The organism is Allomuricauda sp. XS_ASV26 (assembly GCF_041224615.1).
Taxonomy (GTDB): domain Bacteria; phylum Bacteroidota; class Bacteroidia; order Flavobacteriales; family Flavobacteriaceae; genus Flagellimonas; species Flagellimonas alginolytica.
This window is the reverse complement of sequence record NZ_JBGFGK010000030.1, coordinates 397694-419168: the sequence shown is the minus strand read 5'-3', so window position 1 is coordinate 419168 and position 21475 is coordinate 397694. Positions and strand designations below refer to the sequence as shown.

17 protein-coding genes are annotated in these 21475 nt (G+C 42.0%); 13 read left to right on the top strand and 4 right to left on the bottom strand.

The genetic code is table 11. The features are described 5' to 3' along the window. The first annotated feature begins 115 nt into the window (after positions 1-115). A complete protein-coding gene (locus AB9K32_RS07010; RefSeq protein WP_369884768.1) occupies positions 116-1249 on the top strand; it encodes a response regulator in 1134 nt (377 codons plus the stop codon). A gap of 111 nt (positions 1250-1360) precedes the next feature. On the opposite strand, the gene AB9K32_RS07005 is transcribed toward AB9K32_RS07010, so the two are convergent. After that, positions 1361-4393 (bottom strand): hypothetical protein, encoded by a 3033-nt coding sequence (locus AB9K32_RS07005; RefSeq protein ID WP_369884767.1) that lies wholly within the window; start codon positions 4391-4393, stop codon positions 1361-1363. A gap of 56 nt (positions 4394-4449) precedes the next feature. Further along, positions 4450-5220 carry an outer membrane lipoprotein-sorting protein gene (locus AB9K32_RS07000; RefSeq protein WP_369884766.1) on the bottom strand — a complete coding sequence of 257 codons (771 nt, stop codon included), beginning with the start codon at positions 5218-5220 and terminating at the stop codon, positions 4450-4452. Between the two features lie 277 nt (positions 5221-5497). Here AB9K32_RS07000 and AB9K32_RS06995 point away from each other — a divergent pair, with 277 nt between their 5' ends. Further along, a complete protein-coding gene (locus tag AB9K32_RS06995; RefSeq protein ID WP_369884765.1) occupies positions 5498-8509 on the top strand; it encodes a WD40/YVTN/BNR-like repeat-containing protein in 3012 nt (1003 codons plus the stop codon). A 45-nt stretch (positions 8510-8554) separates the two neighbouring features. On the opposite strand, the gene AB9K32_RS06990 is transcribed toward AB9K32_RS06995, so the two are convergent. Together AB9K32_RS06990 and AB9K32_RS06985 are read right to left on the bottom strand one after the other, a co-directional pair. Next, positions 8555-8743 carry a hypothetical protein gene (locus tag AB9K32_RS06990; RefSeq protein ID WP_224836546.1) on the bottom strand — a complete coding sequence of 63 codons (189 nt, stop codon included), beginning with the start codon at positions 8741-8743 and terminating at the stop codon, positions 8555-8557. 33 nt (positions 8744-8776) lie between these two features. Further along, positions 8777-9274 carry a DinB family protein gene (locus AB9K32_RS06985; RefSeq protein ID WP_224836547.1) on the bottom strand — a complete coding sequence of 166 codons (498 nt, stop codon included), beginning with the start codon at positions 9272-9274 and terminating at the stop codon, positions 8777-8779. A 238-nt stretch (positions 9275-9512) separates the two neighbouring features. Between AB9K32_RS06985 and AB9K32_RS06980 the strand changes: the two genes are divergently transcribed. The 11 genes from AB9K32_RS06980 to rimK all read left to right on the top strand — a co-directional run bounded on the left by AB9K32_RS06980 (position 9513) and on the right by rimK (position 21240). Further along, positions 9513-10469: a helix-turn-helix transcriptional regulator gene (locus tag AB9K32_RS06980; RefSeq protein WP_369884816.1), complete on the top strand. Its 957-nt coding sequence runs from the start codon at positions 9513-9515 to the stop codon at positions 10467-10469. 17 nt (positions 10470-10486) lie between these two features. Then, positions 10487-11098: an alpha-ketoglutarate-dependent dioxygenase AlkB gene (locus AB9K32_RS06975; RefSeq protein ID WP_369884764.1), complete on the top strand. Its 612-nt coding sequence runs from the start codon at positions 10487-10489 to the stop codon at positions 11096-11098. 95 nt (positions 11099-11193) lie between these two features. After that, positions 11194-12030, top strand: coding sequence for an endonuclease/exonuclease/phosphatase family protein (locus AB9K32_RS06970; RefSeq protein WP_369884763.1), 837 nt, complete (start codon positions 11194-11196; stop codon positions 12028-12030). Between the two features lie 178 nt (positions 12031-12208). Then, positions 12209-12664, top strand: coding sequence for a (2Fe-2S)-binding protein (locus AB9K32_RS06965; RefSeq protein ID WP_224836551.1), 456 nt, complete (start codon positions 12209-12211; stop codon positions 12662-12664). A gap of 16 nt (positions 12665-12680) precedes the next feature. Then, on the top strand, positions 12681-14882 hold the full coding sequence (locus tag AB9K32_RS06960; protein WP_369884762.1) for a molybdopterin cofactor-binding domain-containing protein: 2202 nt from the start codon (positions 12681-12683) through the stop codon (positions 14880-14882). Positions 14883-15349: 467 nt separating this feature from the next. Next, complete coding sequence (locus tag AB9K32_RS06955) at positions 15350-16804, top strand: arginine decarboxylase (protein ID WP_338195771.1); 1455 nt, start codon at positions 15350-15352, stop codon at positions 16802-16804. Positions 16805-16823: 19 nt separating this feature from the next. After that, positions 16824-17759, top strand: coding sequence for an agmatinase (gene speB, locus AB9K32_RS06950; protein ID WP_224836554.1), 936 nt, complete (start codon positions 16824-16826; stop codon positions 17757-17759). Then, complete coding sequence (locus tag AB9K32_RS06945) at positions 17752-18726, top strand: deoxyhypusine synthase family protein (RefSeq protein WP_369884761.1); 975 nt, start codon at positions 17752-17754, stop codon at positions 18724-18726. The genes speB and AB9K32_RS06945 overlap by 8 nt, the downstream gene beginning before the upstream one ends. 2 nt (positions 18727-18728) lie before the next feature. Next, positions 18729-19037: a hypothetical protein gene (locus tag AB9K32_RS06940; protein WP_338195767.1), complete on the top strand. Its 309-nt coding sequence runs from the start codon at positions 18729-18731 to the stop codon at positions 19035-19037. A gap of 30 nt (positions 19038-19067) precedes the next feature. Then, the gene (locus AB9K32_RS06935; RefSeq protein ID WP_224836557.1) at positions 19068-19856 is read left to right on the top strand and encodes an RMD1 family protein; all 789 of its coding nucleotides are present in this window, start codon (positions 19068-19070) and stop codon (positions 19854-19856) included. A 13-nt stretch (positions 19857-19869) separates the two neighbouring features. Further along, complete coding sequence (rimK, locus tag AB9K32_RS06930) at positions 19870-21240, top strand: 30S ribosomal protein S6--L-glutamate ligase (protein ID WP_224836558.1); 1371 nt, start codon at positions 19870-19872, stop codon at positions 21238-21240. Positions 21241-21475: the final 235 nt, after the last annotated feature.

Here is a 21475-nt window from a genome sequence, read left to right as displayed (position 1 = left end):
CTCAGCTTTACCATTCGTCTACACTTAATTGATTTCCAACTTTTTTCGGAAATGTAAAACAACGGTTAGTAATAGATTTGCTTCAGAAATTGTTCAAAAACCTAAAACTTAACCTATGAAAATTTTAGCAATAGACGATCAGCAACTAATCCTACTTTCGGTTCAAAGAAAATTAATCGAGTATGGATACAAGGTAAAAACGGCTACTTCTGGAAAAGAAGGAATCCAAATTTTTGAAGCGTTCAACCCTGATTTAGTGATCTTGGACATGAACATGCCGGAAATGTCGGGTTTGGATGTAATCGCCAAAATAAAAGAGATCAATATGAATACGCCGATATTGGTAATGTCGGGAAATGATGATGAGGAAGTAATCCTGAAAGGTTTCGAACTTGGGATTTACGATTATATGAAAAAGCCTATCAGTTTGGACGAAATGGTAGCTCGCGTAAAACGTACTATTGGAGCTCCATTGATCGTGTTCAATCAAAAAGGAAATACAACCCAGAAAATCCAAAAAAACTGCGTAGGTGTAGTAATTCCATGTTACAACGAAGCGGAAAGACTTTCTGGAAAGGAATTTCAGGATTTTGCAAAGAAACATCCAGGTTATCACCTTTGCTTTGTTAATGATGGAAGTACGGACAACACTCTTGAGGTTTTGGAAGAAATAAGAAGAGGTAACGAAGAAGCCATCAGTATTTTCGATTGTAAAGTGAATGGGGGAAAGGCGGAAGCAGTTCGCCAAGGAATGTTGCACTTGGCCAAAGACGACCAATTCGATTACTTAGGTTACTTGGATGCAGATCTCTCTACAGATTTCGCTGATTTTGATGAATTGGTTCGTACCATCGAAGGTTCTAATTTTGATATTGTTAGTGGTTCCCGAATTAGTAGAATGGGGGCCGATATTACCAAGGAATCTGCCAGAAAAATCATTAGCAAGACAATAAACCTGATTATTCAAAAAATCTTGGGTATGCCTTTTAAGGATACTCAATGTGGTGCCAAGGTAATGCGTCCGAATACAGTAAAATCGGTTTTCAACAAACCATTTAAAACAAGATGGTTGTTCGATGTGGAAATTTTTAAAAGAATGGGAAAAACGTATGGAAGGGAAAAAGCAACATCTTTAATTTGTGAGCAGCCTTTAAAAAGATGGATACATGCAGATGGTTCTAAATTGTCCATGAAGGATTCCATCAAGATTCTATGGCAATTGGGTCAGTTGTCCATAAAATACAAATAATTCACACCGATTACGTTGTAAAGAATCTTGTTTAAGATGGATACGACGTTGATTTAGCCATAAAAAAAGAGCCGCATAACTATGCGGCTCTTTTCTGTATTGAAAAGCATTTTATTTGCTTTCCAGGAAATCTTCAAAGGACATAAGTGCTAGTTCTTGTTTTTTTAGATACTTGTCCTTCAATTTGGCAAATTCTTTTTTTGCATTATTGAACCTTTCGGTTATCACCTCAAAGTTTTTAAGTTCTGCAGCAGAAGGTTTATCGTAGCTCGAGGCCACCTTACTGTAAAGGTCGGCCATACGCTCGCGCAATTGTGGCTCGGCGGCACCAACATAGTTGTCGCCGGTAGTAATCACCAAGGTTTCCTTGAGGTTGTTTAACTTTTCCTTGGTTTTTTTATCGCCCTTTGTGGCAGCGTTTTCTACAATTTGGTCCAACTCGTAGACCAAATAGGCGAGCTCTTGGGTCATGTTGTACAACTTCATGGTGGTGGCCTCTTTAAGTTCGCGATCTTTGGCCGATAAAGGCGAATTCTTGTCGTTCACTAAGTTGAACGTATGCTCAAAAGTTTCTTTACCTTTTGTGATAACGGCCTTGTAAGTGCCCGCTGGGACCTGTGGTGCCGTGAAACCTCCGAAGCTAAAGGTTTTTCCTTTTGCTACTTTCGGTGTTTTTCGAGTGTAGTTCCAATTTACCACATTTATTCCTTTGGACTTACCTGGACCTAGCTCTGCAATTTGGTTCCCTTCCATATCTTCGATGACCATCGTCATTTTTCCAAAAGTGTGTCTCTTTTTTAAGTAATATTTAATCTGAACATCTTTTGTTTTGCTATAGCCAACGAATTGTGTCTCTGCTCCAAAATTTCCACCAAACGAGCTGGTTTCGCTTATTTGGGTATCGGGAGTATCGAAAAAATGTAGGTTTTTGGTCAGTACATCGTTGTTTATGCTCCTTAGTGGAGAAATATCATCTATAATTATCACACCTCTTCCATGTGTTCCCATTACTAAATCGTTGGTCTTTTTGTGCAGTTCAATATAGTGGACTGCGACCGAGGGCATATTGTTTGTAAATTTTTTCCAATTTTTTCCGCCGTCCATGGTTATGTACAATCCAAATTCAGTGCCTAAGAACAAAAGATCTGGATTTTCATAATCTTCTTGGATATTTCGAGCAAAGCCGACCACATCATCGGAGATTACGCTTGTCCATGTTTTGCCAAAGTCAGTGGTTTTGTAGGCATACGGTGTCATATCGTTCATGGTATGCCCATCAAATACGGCGTAAGCGGTACCTTTATCAAAAACACTGGCCTCAATGTGATAGCACCATGTATTTTTGGGCAACCCTGGAATGTTGGCCACGGTGTTCGTCCATGTTTTGCCACCATCTTGGGTTACTTGAACATTACCGTCATCCGTGCCCACCCAGATTACATTTTCATCTACAGCGGATTCGGCAATGGTAAAAATGGTAGTATGGTTTTCGGCTCCAGAATTATCCATGGAAAGTCCACCCGAATCTTCTTGATTTTGTTTTGCAGGATCATTTGTGGTAAGGTCCGGAGAAATAATTTGCCAGGTATCTCCCATGTCTTCCGATTTATGAAGGTATTGGCTGCCCATATAAAATCGGTCCGGTTGATGGGTACTGATCGCCATTGGCGCGTTCCAGTTCCATCTTAGTTTTTGGTCTTCGCTTGCGGGAAGGGGTTGAATGGTCTTGGTCAATTGTCGTTCGGTATCGATTCGCCAAACATTTTCAGCTCCCTGCATTTCCGAATAAATAATGGGTTTTGTCGGGTGCTTCAACACACGGAAACCATCTCCGGCTCCAACAGAGTTCCAGTCACGTGCCTCAACTCCACCAGGGGAAGAGGAAGGTCCCCACCAGCTACCATTGTCCTGCAATCCTCCGTATATATTGTAGGGTTCGGCATCGTCCACACTTATGTGATAAAATTGAGAAAGTGGCAAATTTTCGACTATTTCCATAGTTGTGCCACCGTCCCAAGTGCGATAAACTCCACCATCCGTACCTACATACATAATATCGGAATCTTTGATGCTAAATACAATATCATGAATATCGGAGTGCATGTTTCCGAGATTCTTAAAGGTTTTTCCGCCATCTCGTGAGATGGAACCACTAAGACCGCCCTTGACAACAACATCTTCGTTTTGTGGGTCCACAACAATTCTCGAAAAATAGAATGGTCTGACCGTAATTCCAAAGTCGTTGTTCAATTGCTCCCAAGAGGCACCGGCATCGTTACTGCGGTACAAGCCTTTGCGTTCGTCTTTTTCCGCTTCGATAACGGTATAGAGCACTTTGGGATTTGAAGGTGCGACTGCAATGGCCAGTCTGCCCAATTTTCCCTTTGGAAAACCATTGTGGATTTTATTCCAAGTTTTTCCGCCATCGGTAGATTTATAAAGAGCACTTTTATCACCGCCGGACTCAAAGGACCAACCAGTTCTACGAAACTCCCACATGGACGCATAAAGTACATTTGGGTCGGTTGGGTCCATTGCTAGGTCGGCGCAACCGGTTTTTGGGTCTACATATAAAAGCTTCTCCCAAGTGGCACCCCCATCGGAGGATTTAAAAACACCCCGCTCCTCACTATCGCCCCAAAGAGCGCCAAGTACTCCAACATATATTTCTTGCGAGTTGTTCGGATTAACGATAATGTTGGCAATACGTTCGGATTTTTCGAACCCTATTTTGTTCCAGTTGGCACCCCCATCTGTGGTTTTATAGAGTCCATCGCCAACAGAAACGCTGTTTCTGGTCCAAGTTTCGCCGGTTCCAACATAAATGGTCTTATCCGGATCGTTTGGATCCAATGCCACTGCACCTATGGATTGGCAGTAATCGTCGAATATGGGATTGAACGTAGTGCCTGCGTCATTCGATTTCCATACTCCTCCACCGGCGGTACCTGCATAGACGATCCTACTGTTGGTAGGGTGTGCTTCCATGTCGTTGATACGGCCGCTCATTAGGGCGGGTCCAATATGCCTTGCGGACAAGTCTCCGAAAAGGGCCTTTCCATCAATATCATCCAAGGTTTGAGCGTACCCCAAAGAAATAAAGCCGACCGCGAAAACGGTCAATACAAAACGTAGTTTTTTCATGTTGTATAAGGTTAAAAAAAAGGCCCTGAACAAAATAGGGCCTTGAGTTTTGATTTTTATTTTTTCTCGGTCTCGCCTACTTCTTCTGGGAAAGTAAACTCAGCATCATCGATGGTAGGATTGAGTTCGATAGCGTCAATGGTAATGGGTTGTGATTGACCATCTTTTACTCCTTGCGTCATGGAAAAGGCAAAGTACATTCCATCCACCTCTTGATAGTCGCTCATGGTAATTTCGCTAATTTGACCTTTGGCGGGTCCCGATTTAATTTCGGAATGTATGGCAATGGGCACAAAGTTGTCCACATCAAAGAAATAATAAGAAATGTCTTCTTCTTGGTTGCCATCGATCGTAACAGGTTCTTTTACCAATTTTATTTTAAAGGTTTCGGCACCATCAATGGTTTCTTTTCCAAGGAGCTCCACTGTATACCCTTTTTCCTTGTAATCGATAAAGGAATCGGGAAAGTCATTGGTGTTCAATTTAAAATTGGAAGTAGATTCCGCATCGGATTTTTCTGCCTTCATGGTCATGAAATTGTGGCTCCAAAGGGTCTCTCCATCAAAAACTCCTTGTTTGATCGTGTTGCCTTGGAATGTAATCTTTGTCATTTGACGACCATCTTTCAAATTATAGATTTCCAAGGGTATTTCCATTCCGCCCTGGTTTACTTTAGCGGTCATTTTCATTCCTTCAATGCTTTTCCAAGCATCAAGTCCACCGGTATTCTCAAAATAGTTTTCCAATATTTCATCGGCAGTTTGCGCCTGTAGTGGCATAGTCAGGGCAAAAGCAATCAGTGCAATGGTGATTTTTAGTGTTTTCATCTTTAAGTTTTAATGTTTGATAACCATAAGTATTAAAGGTAGGTAAATTGTTACATCATTTGGGAGGACTTTTTATAAAAAAATTAACAGATCGTACAATTTGTCAATAATGTTCGCAACGATTTTTTATAGATGGGTTGTTAGGTGTTCTTACTATCTATCAAAGGGTTGGGTATTTACTGTTCAACGGAAATTGATAGGAATTCTGCCAATGACCATTTCAGATTGACTAGGTATTTAGTAGATTTGGGAAGAAACCAAACTATCTGACTCACTCATGATTCTAAAACAACGACCTTATTATTTTCTGTTTGCCTTTTTATTGACCTGCGCAACCTTTGCTCAGGATTTTGAAGCGTTGCAATACAGAACCATTGGCCCTGCACGGGGTGGAAGGGTAACAACCGTTACCGGAACTCCTATGCAGCCGGGAACTTTTTATTTTGGTGCAACTGGTGCCGGAGTCTGGAAAACCGAAGATTATGGGACCAGCTGGTACAATATTTCCGATGGATTTTTTAAAACTCCTTCGATAGGAGCCATCGAGGTTGCGGCCAATGATCCGAATATTATCTATGTAGGCACAGGTTCGGATGGTATCCGAAGCAACATTATATCCGGTAAGGGGATGTACAAATCCATAGATGCAGGTAAGACCTGGGAACATATTGGATTAGAAAATGCCGGACAGATCGGGGCAGTTGAAATTGATCCGACCAATAGTAATATTGTTTGGGTGGCCGCTATTGGCAATGCATTCCGTTCCAACGAGGAGCGAGGTATTTACAAAACCATCGATGGTGGAAAAACCTGGCAAAAGATGCTTTATGTTTCGGATGAAACAGGATTTGCCGATTTGGAACTGCTGCCCGGTAACCCCAATGTAGTGTACGCGGCCGCTTGGAAAGCTCGCCGTACCCCTTGGACCATAGATTCTGGCGGTAAAAATAGCGAAGGCGGTATATATAAATCCGTAAACGGCGGAAAAGACTGGGAAAAACTGGAAAATGGTCTGCCAAAAGGATTGATCGGAAAAATTGATTTGGCAGTGTCAGCAGTCGATTCCAGAATATTGTATGCCGTGATCGAGGCACCAGATAAGGACAGAGGCTTGTACAAATCCGTGGACCAAGGAAAATCCTTTACCCATGTTTCCGATGATATTAGATTGGTGAACCGACCCTTTTACTACACGAATATAGAATTGGACCCTACCAATCCAGATGTTGTTTTTTCCAATGCCAATCCTTTGATTAAATCGGTTGATGGAGGAAAGACCTGGAAACGTATGAGTGTTCCGCATGGGGATAACCATGATATTTGGCTAAACCCAAATAACCCAGATCTTTTGATCCAATGTAACGATGGTGGCGCCAATGTTTCCCACAACGGAGGAAAAACGTGGTCCACACAATACAATCAGCCAACCGCGGAAATCTATCAAGTGGCCGTGGACGATCAATATCCTTATTGGGTTTACGGGGCGCAGCAGGACAATACGACCATTGCCATTCCGAGTGTGGCACCCTTGGCAACCACAACTCCCAACGAAACCATTATGATGAATGTTGGTGGTTGCGAAACAGGTCCCGTAATCCCAATGCCGGGCAACCACTATATCGTCTACAACAATTGTAAGGGCCGTTTTAGTGTTTACAGTAAAAAAACGGGTCAGAGTCGCGAATATTCCATTGGCGCATCAAATATATATGGGCACAACCCTAAAGACCTTAAATACAGGTTTCAGAGGGTGGCTCCGATCCATGTATCCCCTTACGACCCAGAGGTGGTTTATATGGGGTCGCAGTTCTTGCACAAAACCAATAATGGAGGTAAAAACTGGGAAATTATTTCTCCGGACCTTACCGCCAATGAGCCGGACAAACAGGTGATTTCTGGAAATCCTATCACACGCGATATCACCGGAGAAGAGTATTACAGTACACTTTACTCCATTAAGGAATCCAAAATAAGCCAAGGATTAATTTGGACGGGCTCCAACGATGGGGTGATTTCAATTACTAAAGATGGTGGAAAAACATGGAAGAACATAAGCCCGAAAAAGATGCCCAAAGGGGGCAGGGTAGAGTCCATTGAGCCATCAATTTATAACCCGGCCAAGGCCTACATAGCTGTGGACCGACATTTGTTGGGCGATGAGACCCCTTATATTTATAAAACTGAAAATTATGGGGAAAGCTGGGAGTTGATGACCACAGGCAGCAATGGAATCCCATCGGATCATACGGCTAGGGTTGTCCGAGAAGACCCTATCCGTGAAGGTCTTCTATATGTAGGTACCGAGTACGGTATGTTCATATCGTTTGATGATGGGGAAACATGGAAGAAATTTCAGCAAAACCTACCGGTAACACCAATTACCGATATTACTTTGTTCCGCGGAGACCTTATTTTGAGCACAATGGGGCGCGGCTTTTGGATATTGGATCAGGTTACAGCACTTCGAGATGAAAACATTACACGACTTGACGATACCCCGGTGTTGTTCAAGCCGCACGACACATATAGGTACCAAACACCCTGGGGAGGGGAATTTCCGGAGTACCCTTCGACCAGTGTAACCATAGATTACTATTTGCCATCGGATATCAAAGATGGAGTAAGTCTTCAAATTTTGGGTGCACAGGGAAATGAGGTAGCTACTATTGTTAGTGATTCCAACAAATTAAAGTCGACCACCGAAAAAGTAGAAAACATGAACTTGAGCATGACTTTTGTTTATATGGACGAAAAGTTGGAGACAAAAAAAGGGTTGAATAGATTTGAATGGAATCTCGAACAAAAAGGGCCATGGGCCAAAAATGAGAAGAGAAGGTTTAAAAATGGCCCCATGGTCTTGCCAGGAAAATATACAGCTCGCTTAACCGTCGGGGAACAATCCTTCGAAAAGCAGTTCGAGGTATTGATGGATCCAAAATTGGAAGGCGATGGAGTGTCTTTGGCGAACATGAAAGAACAACAGGAACTACAATTTAAAGTTATCGAATTGCTGTCCGAGGCAAGAATGTTACAGGATAAGGTCGAGAACAAAATCGAGGAACTGAAAATGGCCAAAGCAAGCGAAGATGAACTAAAAAAGTACAAACAGGTCTTGAGCGAACTCAAAAATGCCGAAGGAGCCTACCCCGAAGTGGTCTTGGTGTCTCAAATTACCTATCTCTATTATATTTTGAGCGGTGCCGATAAGCAGCCAGGCCAAGAAGAAAAAGATAGTTATCAGGAACTGTTGGCCCAATTTAATGCCCTTAAACAAAAAGCCGGGCTATAAAATATAAAATCCCCCTAATCTAGGGGGATTTTTAATTGTTGCTCCTTATTGCAGTTCTTCACAATCAAAACCGTTGCTCTGCAATAGCAAGGAAACTACTGATGCCTTTAGCCTTTGGGATTCAACGCGAAGAATATTGTCGCAATCTTCAAGGTCAAAGTTCCAGCAACCTTTTTTCTCTATCAATCTGTTCAAAGATGGGCGAAGCAGTTGTATTTCGTCCTTTTTCTTCACAGATGTTTTAAACACAAGGACCGCCATTCTTACTTAACTACGGTCGTAAAAAAAAGGGGGCTCAACATCCAGGGCTCGCAAATACACATACCCTTGTCCGCGGTGGTGAATCTCATTGTCCACAAAGTATTGCAATTGGGATAGTACGGAACCTTCAAACTGTCCGAACAGCTTCATGTTTTCCTGAAAACGCGCTGCGTTCAGTTGTTTCCACAACGTATTGATTTCTTCTGTGTCCTGGTCCCATTTTTTCAAAAAATCGGCCTTTGTGGACCCATAATCTCTATTTTCGTCCAATTCACTGGTATGGCCAGATACAATTTCAGTGAGCCCGGGAACGGCAATGGCCAAAAGTTCTTTCACCATTGCGGCAAAAGGTCGCATTCCGCCAATACTGTAATTAAAAAACTCTTTTTCCGGGAAAGCTTCAATAACTTTTCGAGTCAGGTTTCGGTGACCCTGATAATGTCCCAAGAACTGTTCTGGAGTTATAACTTGGGCTGTTGTTTGTTCATTAATGGTGTTTTCCATGTAATTGTGATTTAAAGGATTATTGTTTCTTGGAACAAAATTATGAGCGGTAGGTGACAGCCTTATGTCAGTAGTAAAAATCAAAATAAAAAAAGTGTGCTGACAAACTGTTGTCAGTCCCTTTGGATAGTTTTGAAACTTATTATTAAAGAACAAATGAATAAATATGAGCTGGAGGAGACCATCCATCCTTGGATTGAAATCCTATCTTTGGGAGATAGCTCACACAATTTTGGGAATGGATACCGTAAAACGTTTTGATAGGATAGTAGCCATATTGATACAGCTGCAGAGCAAACGAATTGTAAAGGCGCAGGATCTTGCCGAACGATTTGATGTGAGCTTAAGGACCATCTATAGGGATATAAGAACATTGGAAGCTTCCGGGGTTCCCATTATTAGCGAAGCAGGAGTGGGGTATTCGATTATGGAAGGGTATCGATTGCCACCAATAATGTTTACCCGTGAAGAAGCTGGAAGCTTTGTGGCCGCAGAAAAATTAATGAAGCAATTCATGGATAAATCCTTGGGCGCCTATTACGAATCCGCAATGTTCAAGTTAAAATCCATTCTACGGGGTAGGGAAAAAGAGTGGGTGGAGGCATTGGAATCCCAAGTTTCCATTATCCCTGGTCAAGTTTTGTTCAATGATCAAGTACCCAATGCCCTGGAAGTATTGTTCGAGAGTATTGCAGAACGCAAGCAAGTGTTCTTAAGATATGAATCGTTGCGCGAGGAAACGCCTTCGGAACGAAGAATAGAACCTGTTGGGCTTTTTAACGAAAATGGATTTTGGTACATTTTGGGCTATTGCCATCTACGAACCGATTACAGGCACTTTAGAACAGATAGAATCCATAAAATAGCGAGAACTACGTTGGATTTTTTGTTGGAGCATGGTACCATTGCAGAACATCAGAACAAAAAGAAGGAAGTTTCCAAAACCAAAGTAAAGATATTGGTGGACAAAACCGTGGCAAAATACATTCAGGGACAGACCAAACATTACGGTCTAATTTCCGAAGAGACAAAGATAAACGGAGTGGAAATGACGTTTATGACGAGCGATATGGCCAATGGATTTGCCCGTTGGTATCTAATGTTCGGGGATTATGCAAAAATTATTGAGCCCGAGGCATTAAAGGACCGCGTTTTGGAAATATTGGAGAAAAGTAAAAAAAGACTCTCCACATAGATCAGAGTTTAATTACTATGGATTTGTTCACAGACCAAATAGCGCCCGACTTTAATCTACTGCCATATGATGGCACTGTACATTATTTTGGCCCGGTAATGGAAATTGACCGAGCTGACCATTATTTTCAAAAACTTTGGGAATCCATAGCATGGGAACCAGATATTGTGCACTTGTTTGGAAAGCGTATCGTTACCAAACGGAAAGTGGCTTGGTATGGTAGTCGCCCATTTGAATATACATACTCCAACAACACTAAAAAAGCCTTGCAATGGACCAAGGGGCTTTTGGAACTAAAGGAACTTGTCGAAAAGCATACCAAAGAAACCTATAATACCTGTTTGCTTAACTTGTACCATAATGGGGAAGAGGGCATGGGTTGGCACAGCGACGACGAAAAAGAACTTAAACCCGATGGAGCAATAGCCTCTTTAAGTTTTGGAGCCGAAAGAAAGTTTGTTTTTAAACATAAGTCCACAAAAATAAAAGTAGATCTTGTGTTGGATCATGGCAGCTTATTGGTCATGAAAGGATCAACACAAAAATACTGGCAACATCGCTTGCCTCCCACCAAAAAGGTTCATAAGCCTCGAATCAATCTAACATTTAGGAGCATCGAGGTAATGTAAGGCCCTAAATAGTATTAATCATTTGGTAATAGGGATATGCCATATTTATTCAGGAAAGGAAAGTATATTGCGATAAACCGATTGAACTACATCCAATGAAAAATTTCTTTTTTATATTTTCCTTCTTGTTCTCTTGTTTGATGGTATCGAGTCAGACCATCGATGTGATTTCGTATAACATTCGCTACGACAACCCCGATGATACCCCGAACAACTGGGATAACCGTAAAGAGTTTCTCATCGCACAGCTTAACTTTTACCGCCCCGATGTGTTTGGTATACAAGAAGGGTTGATCCATCAGGTAAAAGAAATCGATAGCGAATTGGAAGACTATGCCTATTTTGGTGTAGGGCGTGATTTTGGCGATGAACGTGGTGAACACACGGCCATTTTTTACAATACAAAAACAGTGGCATTGATAGATGAATCTACCTTTTGGCTTTCCACATCGCCCCAAACCCCTTCCAAAGGTTGGGATGCCGCTTTGCCCAGAACATGCACGTACGGCGTTTTTAAAATTAAGAACAGTGGTGCGAGATTTATGGTGTTCAATACACATTTTGACCATAAAGGCGATCGGGCACGAGAAAAAAGTTCCAAACTTATCCTTAAAAAAATAAAAGAACTGAACCCGGAAAATTATCCCGTAGTGGTTACCGGAGACTTTAACTTGGAAAGCAACAGCAAGGGAGTGCAGATAATTTTATCTGAAATGAAGGACAGTTTCGAGGAGGCCGGCAAAAATGCTTTCGGCCCCAAGGGCACCTTTAACGGATTTCGAATTGATAAAGCCGTGGAACGCAGGATCGATTACATTTTTGTCTCGGATGAGTTTAAGATCATTAAAAGCGCAATTTTAAGTGATTCTGACGATGCCCGGTATCCTTCCGACCACCTTCCCGTATTTACTCGACTAAAATTGGAACACTAAACGCATCTGGAAGGTAACCTTTGCCTCCATTTCTTATGTTGTTCCCCTTTGTTATTTGTATTGATTTTAAGTAAGCCCCAAAAAACTAAAAACAATGTTAATTTTTAGGGGGATGTAGCTTAGAGCCGTCCATTGTGTCCCTAAAATTAGTTACCTTCAAAAGGAATTAATCACAATTATGGCATCATTTACATTAAACATCAACGGAAAAAAACAAGAGGTCGATGTGGATCCGTCCACTCCCGTTCTCTGGGTTTTAAGGGACCACCTTAATTTGGTCGGCACTAAATTTGGCTGTGGCATAGCCCAATGTGGCGCATGTACGGTTCATATGGACGGCACTGCGACCAGATCTTGTATGCTAACCGTATCCATGGTCGGCAATTCGGAAATCACCACCATCGAAGGTTTATCGGAAGAAGGTGACCATCCAGTGCAAAAAGCTTGGCTGGAGGTGGATGTGCCTCAATGTGGGTACTGTCAAGCAGGACAAATAATGACTGCTTCCGCACTTTTGGAAAAGAATCCAAACCCAACGGATGAAGAAATAGAAATGGCCATGAACGGAAATATTTGTCGTTGTGGAACCTATACCAGAATCAAAAAAGCCGTAAAGTTGGCTGCTAAATCATAACACTTAAACTAGTATCATGACACTTGTAAAGACCAAAATAGGACGACGCGCCTTTATTCGAAATACGGGATTGGCCGGTGGCGGACTTGTGATAGGGTTTAGCTGGTTGGCTTCGTGTAAAATGACTCCAGAGCAGGTAAATAGCCTGCCAGAAGAGTGGTTCGATCTTAATGGTTTCCTAAAAGTAGGGGACAATGGAATGGTGACCATAATGTCGCCCAACCCAGAAATAGGTCAGAACGTAAAAACATCCATGCCCATGATCATTGCCGAAGAGCTGGATGTTGCATGGAAAGATGTGATTGTTGAACAAGCACCCTTAAATACCGATATTTTTACTAGACAATTGGCCGGGGGCAGTCAATCCATTCGACAAGGATGGGAAAGTTTACGAATGGCCGGAGCTACGGCTCGCCATATGTTGAAAGAAGCTGCCGCGCAAGCTTGGGGCGTTTCCGTAGATGAAATTACCACAAAAGACGGTGTATTGACCCACGAGGGAAGCGGAAATTCAGCAGGATATGGAGAAATGGCCTCTGCGGCCACAAGTATAGAAGTGCCGGAGGAAGTTACATTGAAAGATGCAGGTGACTTTAGCATTATCGGCAGGGACAAGAAAAATGTGGATGGCAAAAAAATAGTTACAGGCCAACCTCTTTTCGGCCTGGATACATATAGGGAAGGTATGCTTACGGCCATGATCGTGCATCCGCCCGCCTTTGGCATGAAATTTAAAAGTATGAATGCCGAATCGGTAATGTCCATGCCAGGGATCAAAGAAGTGTTTCATTTTGAAGCCTACCCCGAAGATGTTGAAAGACAATGGTCGGATGGCGGTGCAATATCCGAATTGGTGGCCATAGTTGGCAATAGCACTTGGGAATGCATGCAGGCAAAAAAAGCACTTAAAGTAGAATGGGAAGAGGTGTCTCCCATGGAAAGCACCGCTTACCATAATGACGAGCTCGCAAAATTGCTGAATAAGGCCCAAGAAGTACCTGCAAGAAAGGATGGCGACGTGGAAGCAGCCTTTAAAAAAGCGGCAAAAATTGTGGAAAGTACCTATTCTGCACCCTACTTGGCGCATAACACCATGGAGCCCATGAACTTTTTTGCGCACGTAACACCAGAAAAAGCCGAACTTCTCGGGCCAATACAAACCCCGGAGTTCTTGGAGAAAACATTGGTTTCTCGATTGGGTATGCCTGTAGAAAAGATAGATGTAATGATGACCAGAATGGGCGGAGGATTCGGCCGTCGGTTGTACGGTACGTTTGCTGTAGAAGCAGCATCCATATCCCAAAGGTTAAATGCACCGGTGAAATTGGTCTATACCCGGGAAGACGATATGACCCAAGGAACGTACCGACCATCGTACAAAGTAAGGTTTAAAGCCGGATTGGACGAAAACGGAAACCTGATAGCTTGGCATGTACGTGGCGCAGGTACCAACGATGATCTTATTTTTGAAAATCGTTTCCCCGCAGGAGCCGTGGACAACTATTTGGCGGAGAAACATAGTTTACAGACCAATGTTACCACAGGGGCGTGGAGAGCACCACGTTCCAATTTTATTGCAGGAGCCGAACAAGCTTTTATGGATGAGGTGGCCGAAGCCGCAGGAAAAGACCCATTGGATTTCCGATTGGAACTATTTGATCGGGCAATAAACAATCCAGTGGGTGATCCGGAGAAGAATGATTATGATCCAGTGCGTTACGCAGGGGTTCTTAAATTGGTGAAAGAGAAAGCCAATTGGGGAACCGATACAGGAAAGGCTCGAGGAGTCTCCGCTTACTACTGTCACAACTCTTATGTGGCACAAGTATTGGAATTGGAAGAAGGTGGTGAGATGCCAAGAGTGGAGAATATTTGGTGCGCCGTTGATTGCGGAATTGTGATAAATCCCATTGCAGCAAAAAACCAAATCGAAGGCGGTATGATCGATGGAATAGGACATTCGACCTATAGTGCATTGACATTTGAAAACGGCAGACCTGAGCAATCCAATTTTGATACCTACCGATTAATGCGCCATTCCGAAGCCCCAAAAAATATTGAGGTACACTTTGTGGACAACGGCATAGATCCAACAGGCTTGGGAGAACCATCCTTGCCTCCCGTAATAGCTGCGTTATCCAATGCATTGTACAAAGCAACAGGAAGACGTTTCTATAGTCAACCTTTTATTAATGATAAACCGCCATTGGTCGGCTGATGATATAGATTCAAAATAAATGTTCAGTAGCTGACCAGTAGAAGTTTTTTACTGGTCAGTTTTTATTTATTTCTTTTTAGAATTTTAAAATTAAAATCCAACATGTTTGTTTTCAATATGTTAAGGGTGTGTAATTTTTTTTCAAAAAACCTTGCCGTATCGGATTTTTAATTATGTTTGCCCCATAAAATGAGTTCACCCAATGTGGACGCATTGCCTATAAGCTTTGAAGACTTTTTTCATGTTCGGGCTTTTGGGGATAAGAAAGTCTACCCAAAAAGCCGTCTTGAGATCAAGACACCGAATATACGGGCTGACTTTCGAAGAACGACATCTTTTTAACCGTGATTTTTCACGGACTCCCTACTTTGTACCGTATACCGTTTTTGAATTTCGTATCTGAGTACCTCCTGTACTTCAGAACCTTTTCTATCTATCAATAATTACATTTTTTTACGAAATTCAAAATGAAAACAAAATACATCGACCTGATCGAGCAGACTTATGATTTCCCACAAGAGGAATTTAAATTAAAAGACAATAAACTTCAATTCCATGGCATAGATCTGAACGATTTGGCGCAACGCTACGGTACACCTTTAAAGTTTACCTACTTGCCCAAAATTTCACATAACATTCAAAGGGCAAAGGGATGGTTCAATTCAGCTATTGAAAAACATAAATATGCCGGAAAATACCACTATTGTTATTGCACCAAGAGTTCGCACTTCGAACATGTACTGAACGAAGCACTAAAGAACGATATCCATATCGAGACCTCTTCCGCTTTTGATATCAACATTGTGGAGCACTTGAAGAGTACAGGGAAAATCACCAAAGACACCTATGTGATCTGTAATGGTTTTAAAAGAGACCAATATGTACAAAATATAGCCCGATTAATAAACCATGGCCATAGGAACTGTATCCCGATTATTGACAATTATGAGGAAATCAATCTGTTGGGCGAGGTTATTGATGGAAAGTTCAAAATCGGTATCCGTATTGCCTCCGAAGAAGAGCCAAAATTTGAGTTTTATACATCTCGATTGGGAATTGGGTATAAGAACATAGTTCCGTTTTACAATCAATCCATAAAACCCAATGATCAGGTAGAGCTGAAAATGCTGCACTTCTTTATAAATACGGGAATACGGGACACCGCCTATTATTGGAACGAGCTTTTAAAGTGTTTAAAGGTATATATCAACCTAAAAAAAGTGTGCCCTACGTTGGATAGTCTAAATATTGGAGGGGGCTTTCCCATAAAAAACTCTTTGGCGTTCGAATATGATTATGAATATATGGTGGACGAGATCATTCATCAAATAGGTCAAGCATGCGAGGAAGCCGGGGTCGATGTACCTAATATCTTTACCGAGTTTGGAAGCTTTACCGTGGGCGAAAGTGGAGGTAACATTTACGAAGTGCTGTATCAAAAACAACAGAACGATCGTGAAAAATGGAACATGATCAATTCATCTTTTATTACCACAATGCCGGATTCTTGGGCGATTAGCAAGAAGTTTATTTTGCTATCGATTAATCGTTGGAATGAGGAATATGAGCGCGTGCTGTTAGGGGGATTGACTTGTGATAGTGATGATTACTATAATTCGGAGCAGCACATGAACGCCATTTATTTGCCCAAATACAAAAAGGACAAACCCTTGTACATTGGTTTCTTTAATACTGGAGCGTACCAAGAGACCATAGGTGGATTTGGCGGATTGCAACACTGTTTGATTCCCACACCCAAACACATCCTTATAGATAAAGATGAACATGGAAACATAAACACACGTGTATTTGCCGAACAACAGACTGCAGGAGAGTTTCTGTCCATACTTGGATATGGGGACAAAAAAACCGACACTGAACATGTGGAGGACAAGGAATTGCAAGAATCCATAAAAAACTGAAAAGGAAGTAATTAATAAAATGAAAACAGAAAAAACATATGCTGGTATTCCAAAGGAATACGGCTCGCCGGACAAGGCAAGAGTAGTATTGTTACCAGTTCCGTATGATGGTACCAGTACTTGGGGCAAAGGCGCGGACAAAGGTCCCGATGCCTTCTTGGAAGCCTCGGAAAATATGGAGATCTACGATATTGAAACTGATAGCGAGGTTTACAAACAAGGGATCTATCTGGCAGAACCCATGGGAGAATTTGATTCACCTGATGTCATGGTCGAAGCAGTTCACAAGACCGTGAAGGAATACATCAACCGTAATAAGTTCGTGACCATGGTAGGTGGGGAACATTCCATTTCCATAGGGGCCATTCGTGCATTTAACGAGTGTTTTGAAGACCTTACCGTATTGCAAATCGATGCGCACGCCGATTTACGAAAAGAGTACGAAGGAACTAAGTACAACCACGCTTGTGCACTTTATGAAGCCAACGAAACAACCAATCTGGTGCAAGTGGGAATCCGTAGTATGGACCATGCAGAAACCCTGGTAATGGATAGGGACAAAGTATTCTTTGCCCATGAAATGATCTCCGATGACTTTTGGATGGATTCTGCCCTTGATCTGATGACGGACAATGTGTATATCACTTTTGATCTAGATGCCTTCGACCCATCCATATTGCCATCTACCGGAACACCGGAACCAGGTGGACTGTTTTGGTACGAAACCCTCGATTTTTTACGTAGGGTGTTTAAGGAAAAGAATGTGGTAGGTTTCGATATCGTGGAACTATGCCCAAACGAGGTGGATAGATCATCCGATTTCTTGGCCGCCAAGCTTTACTATAAAATGTTGAGCTACAAATTTGTAAACAACAACGAATACATGGACGAAGACTTTGAAGATAGTGATGAAGACTTCAAAATGTCCAAAAACAATTTAGATTACGATGAATAACAAAGGAGAAATATCACAATTCATTCAAAAATATTTTTTGCATTTTAACTCTGCCGCACTTGTAGATGCTGCAAAAGGCTACGAGGACCAACTGAACCAAGGTTCCAAGATGTTGGTGTCCTTGGCCGGAGCAATGAGTACTGCAGAACTAGGAAAGGTATTTGCAGAAATGATCCGTACCGATAAGGTTCATATTATATCCTGTACCGGGGCCAATCTCGAGGAAGATTTAATGAACCTGGTGGCACATTCCCACTACAAGAGAGTACCCAATTATAGGGATTTGACCCCACAGGAAGAATGGGACCTTTTGGAGAATGGATTGAACAGGGTTACCGATACCTGCATCCCGGAAGAAGAAGCGTTTAGAAGGCTGCAAAAACATATTTATGACATTTGGAAAGAGGCCGACGAAAAAGGAGAGCGCTATTTTCCACATGAGTACATGTACAAACTTTTGCTTTCGGGAGTGTTGGAACAGTACTACGAAATAGACATTAAGGACTCGTGGATGTACGCAGCTGCCCAAAAAAACTTGCCAATAGTGGTTCCAGGTTGGGAAGACAGTACCATGGGAAACATATTTGCCAGCTACGTAATCAAAGGCGAGCTCAAGGCCAGCACGGTAAAATCCGGTATTGAGTACATGACATTTTTAGCGGATTGGTATTCCAAAAATTCTGAAAAGGGAATTGGCTTTTTTCAGATTGGGGGAGGAATCGCCGGAGATTTTCCAATATGTGTAGTGCCTATGCTGTATCAAGATCTGGAACAAACGGATACCCCGTTTTGGAGCTATTTCTGTCAGATCAGTGATTCCACCACCAGCTATGGCTCATATTCAGGGGCCGTGCCCAACGAGAAGATTACCTGGGGCAAGTTGGATATAAACACGCCCAAGTTTATCGTGGAATCCGATGCGACCATTGTGGCACCGCTGATTTTCGCCTACCTGTTAGATATGTAATCATGAAAAAAGGACAAACAACCGTCTTAAAAAGAGTGATCGTCGATTTTAAAAAGTTGGACAACAATATGCTCAACCTCCTAGTGGAAAAGTTCCCCGATGGTTATGACGATGACGATATTGTAACCTATCGCAACGCCAATAACGAAGTAGTGGAATGTGTTGAGGTTAGGACCGAGGACACAGCCTACCTGATCAAGGTGAGCAAGCGATTGGTAATGGCAATGGAAGAGTTCGATGATTCGGACAACGACGACGCGGAGGATACAAATCTTGGTGCCGATGAGCTCGAAAGCACCGAAGAAGAATAATTGCCAGATGTTTTATAATTCTATATAAAGATGGAATCAAAAGCAATCGCTTTGCATCTGGCCACAAGCATCAATATTCCAGCTTGTAGGAACCAGGCTTTGGGAAAAGAATTGGTCTATGGCGACCGGGATGAACTTTTTTATTCCGATGCATCACGTTACCTTTATATTTTCAGGTATGGTGTAGTTTCCTTTTTCGGTTATTCCGAAGCAGAAATATCACAATTGTTAATGGAAATAAAACCTTTCTGTGAAGAATGGAGACAGTCCGATATTACCGAGACCATGGACTTGGAACTTGTAGCCGATAAGGAAAAAGCCACGATCCATCAGGATAAAGTAATATTGCCCAGTACCAATCAGGAGGGTATTCGTTTGGCATTGTTGCACTTGTCCCAGTCCGTTGCATTGGACTTTTATGCGGGGCTATCGGAACAGGCCATGAAAGAGACCCGTCAACACACCACATATCTGGAACAAAAAGGAAAATTGGACATTGGGGGAAGAAAATTAAAGAGGCATATTGCAAAAGTCTTGAACATAAATAACCAGATCTCCGAGAACCTATATATATTTGATTCTCACGAAGTAGTTTGGGAAGATTTGGAACTCGATCGATTGGACAAAGGATTAAAGCAGATTTTTGACCTTAAGGAACGGTATCGAAATATAAAGGAACAAGGCAATGTGATCAAGGAAAACCTCAGTTTGTTCATGAATATTATGGACCATAGAGAAAGCAGTAGGCTCGAGTGGATCATAATTATTCTGATTTTGGTCGAAGTAGTGGACCTTTTTATAATGCGATTAATTAGTTAAATACATAGTTGTTTTGAGCGATTTTAAAATATTGGGAACCGAGGAATGGTGCCAGTTTGACGATTTAAGAATTCCGGCCGTAAAAGCCAGAGTAGATTCCGGAGCAAAGACATCATCCATTCAGGCCAGTAAAATTAAAATATTCAACAAAGGATTTGAGGAATGGGTTCGCTTTGAGGTGAACCCCGTTCAGGATAATAGGAGCATAGCCATCTTGTGTCAGGCCAAATTGGTCGATGTGCGCACGGTAAAGAGTTCACAGGGAATTGCAGAGGAAAGGCCGGTAATTAAAACAGCAGTGAACATTGCCGGCAATGTATTCGATATAGAACTTACCTTGGCCAATCGGGATACAATGGAGTACCGCATGCTCCTTGGTAGGGAAGCTATCAACGAGAGATACCTGGTAGATCCGTCCAAAAGTTTTATCCAGGGCGATTATACAGATGAAGAAATCGAAAAAAAATACCAACCCTTTATTACGGAGAAAAAGGGACTGCGTTTAGGCCTTTTGGCCAGTAATCCGAACCTGTACAGTAATAAAAGAATTATTGAGGCAGGAGAAATGCGAGGCCACAAAGTGGTTTTTCTGAATGTGGAGCACGTTTATATGAAATTGGATGCGGCAACACCGGAAATTCGATATCGGGGCGGGAACATATTGGATAAGTTCGATGCCGTGATTCCCAGAATAAAACCCGCAGTAACCTTTTATGGTTGTGCGCTGTTAAGGCAGTTCGATACCTTGGGAGTTTATTGCTTAAATTCCGCCGATTCCATTGGACGGTCCCGGGACAAGCTTTTCGCCTCCCAATTGTTTTCGAAAAACGACATCCATATTCCTACAACAGGCTTTGCCAAGTCCCCGATGGATACCAAAGATTTGATCCGAATGGTAAACGGAGCCCCTTTGATCATTAAGCTTTTGGAAAGTACCCAAGGAAAAGGCGTAGTACTGGCCGAGACCAACAAAGCGGCAGAAAGTGTGATCAATGCCTTTAAAAGCGTTCAGACCAATATTTTGGTCCAGGAATTTATAAAGGAAGCGAACGGCCACGACATTCGTTGCTTTGTAGTCAATGGCAAAGTAGTGGCATCCATGCAGAGAACAGCTCAAAAAGGGGAGTTTAGGGCCAATATTCACCAAGGAGGCGCCGCCGCAAAAGTGAAGATCACACCAGAAGAAAGAAAGTTGGCCATAAAATCTGCCAAAGTATTTAATTTGGATGTGGCAGGGGTAGATTTAATCCGATCAAATAAAGGTCCTTTGCTTTTAGAAGTGAACTCATCACCGGGACTTCAGGGAATAGAGAATACAACCGGCAAGGACATAGCCAATGTAATGATCGAAACCATAGAGAAAAAGTTGAAATACAACGGTTGAAATTCATTTTACAATTAAAGTATTGAAAACCAATATTTTGTGTTTTTTACACATATTTTCCTACGCTAAGCTCTCAAAACCCAAATATAAATTGAAAATGGGCATCCGTTAACGCAAACGACCCATTGGTTAATTATACCACTCAACATTTAAAGGACTGTACTATGTTTGTCTCAGCAATCAAAAAGCAATATGCTTTAAGATTAAACCTTTAATAGGATTGGGGTGATTATAG

Coding starts and splice junctions, on each gene's coding strand:
- AB9K32_RS07000 (WP_369884766.1), bottom strand. CDS start 5,220: ATGAAAACACTAAAAATCACCATTGCACTGATTGCTTTTGCCCTGACT.
- AB9K32_RS06955 (WP_338195771.1), top strand. CDS start 15,350: ATGAAAACAAAATACATCGACCTGATCGAGCAGACTTATGATTTCCCA.
- speB (WP_224836554.1), top strand. CDS start 16,824: ATGAAAACAGAAAAAACATATGCTGGTATTCCAAAGGAATACGGCTCG.
- AB9K32_RS06975 (WP_369884764.1), top strand. CDS start 10,487: ATGGATTTGTTCACAGACCAAATAGCGCCCGACTTTAATCTACTGCCA.
- AB9K32_RS06985 (WP_224836547.1), bottom strand. CDS start 9,274: ATGGAAAACACCATTAATGAACAAACAACAGCCCAAGTTATAACTCCA.
- AB9K32_RS06935 (WP_224836557.1), top strand. CDS start 19,068: ATGGAATCAAAAGCAATCGCTTTGCATCTGGCCACAAGCATCAATATT.
- AB9K32_RS07005 (WP_369884767.1), bottom strand. CDS start 4,393: ATGAAAAAACTACGTTTTGTATTGACCGTTTTCGCGGTCGGCTTTATT.
- AB9K32_RS06980 (WP_369884816.1), top strand. CDS start 9,513: ATGGATACCGTAAAACGTTTTGATAGGATAGTAGCCATATTGATACAG.
- AB9K32_RS06995 (WP_369884765.1), top strand. CDS start 5,498: ATGATTCTAAAACAACGACCTTATTATTTTCTGTTTGCCTTTTTATTG.
- AB9K32_RS07010 (WP_369884768.1), top strand. CDS start 116: ATGAAAATTTTAGCAATAGACGATCAGCAACTAATCCTACTTTCGGTT.
- AB9K32_RS06970 (WP_369884763.1), top strand. CDS start 11,194: ATGAAAAATTTCTTTTTTATATTTTCCTTCTTGTTCTCTTGTTTGATG.
- AB9K32_RS06940 (WP_338195767.1), top strand. CDS start 18,729: ATGAAAAAAGGACAAACAACCGTCTTAAAAAGAGTGATCGTCGATTTT.
- AB9K32_RS06945 (WP_369884761.1), top strand. CDS start 17,752: ATGAATAACAAAGGAGAAATATCACAATTCATTCAAAAATATTTTTTG.
- AB9K32_RS06960 (WP_369884762.1), top strand. CDS start 12,681: ATGACACTTGTAAAGACCAAAATAGGACGACGCGCCTTTATTCGAAAT.
- AB9K32_RS06965 (WP_224836551.1), top strand. CDS start 12,209: ATGGCATCATTTACATTAAACATCAACGGAAAAAAACAAGAGGTCGAT.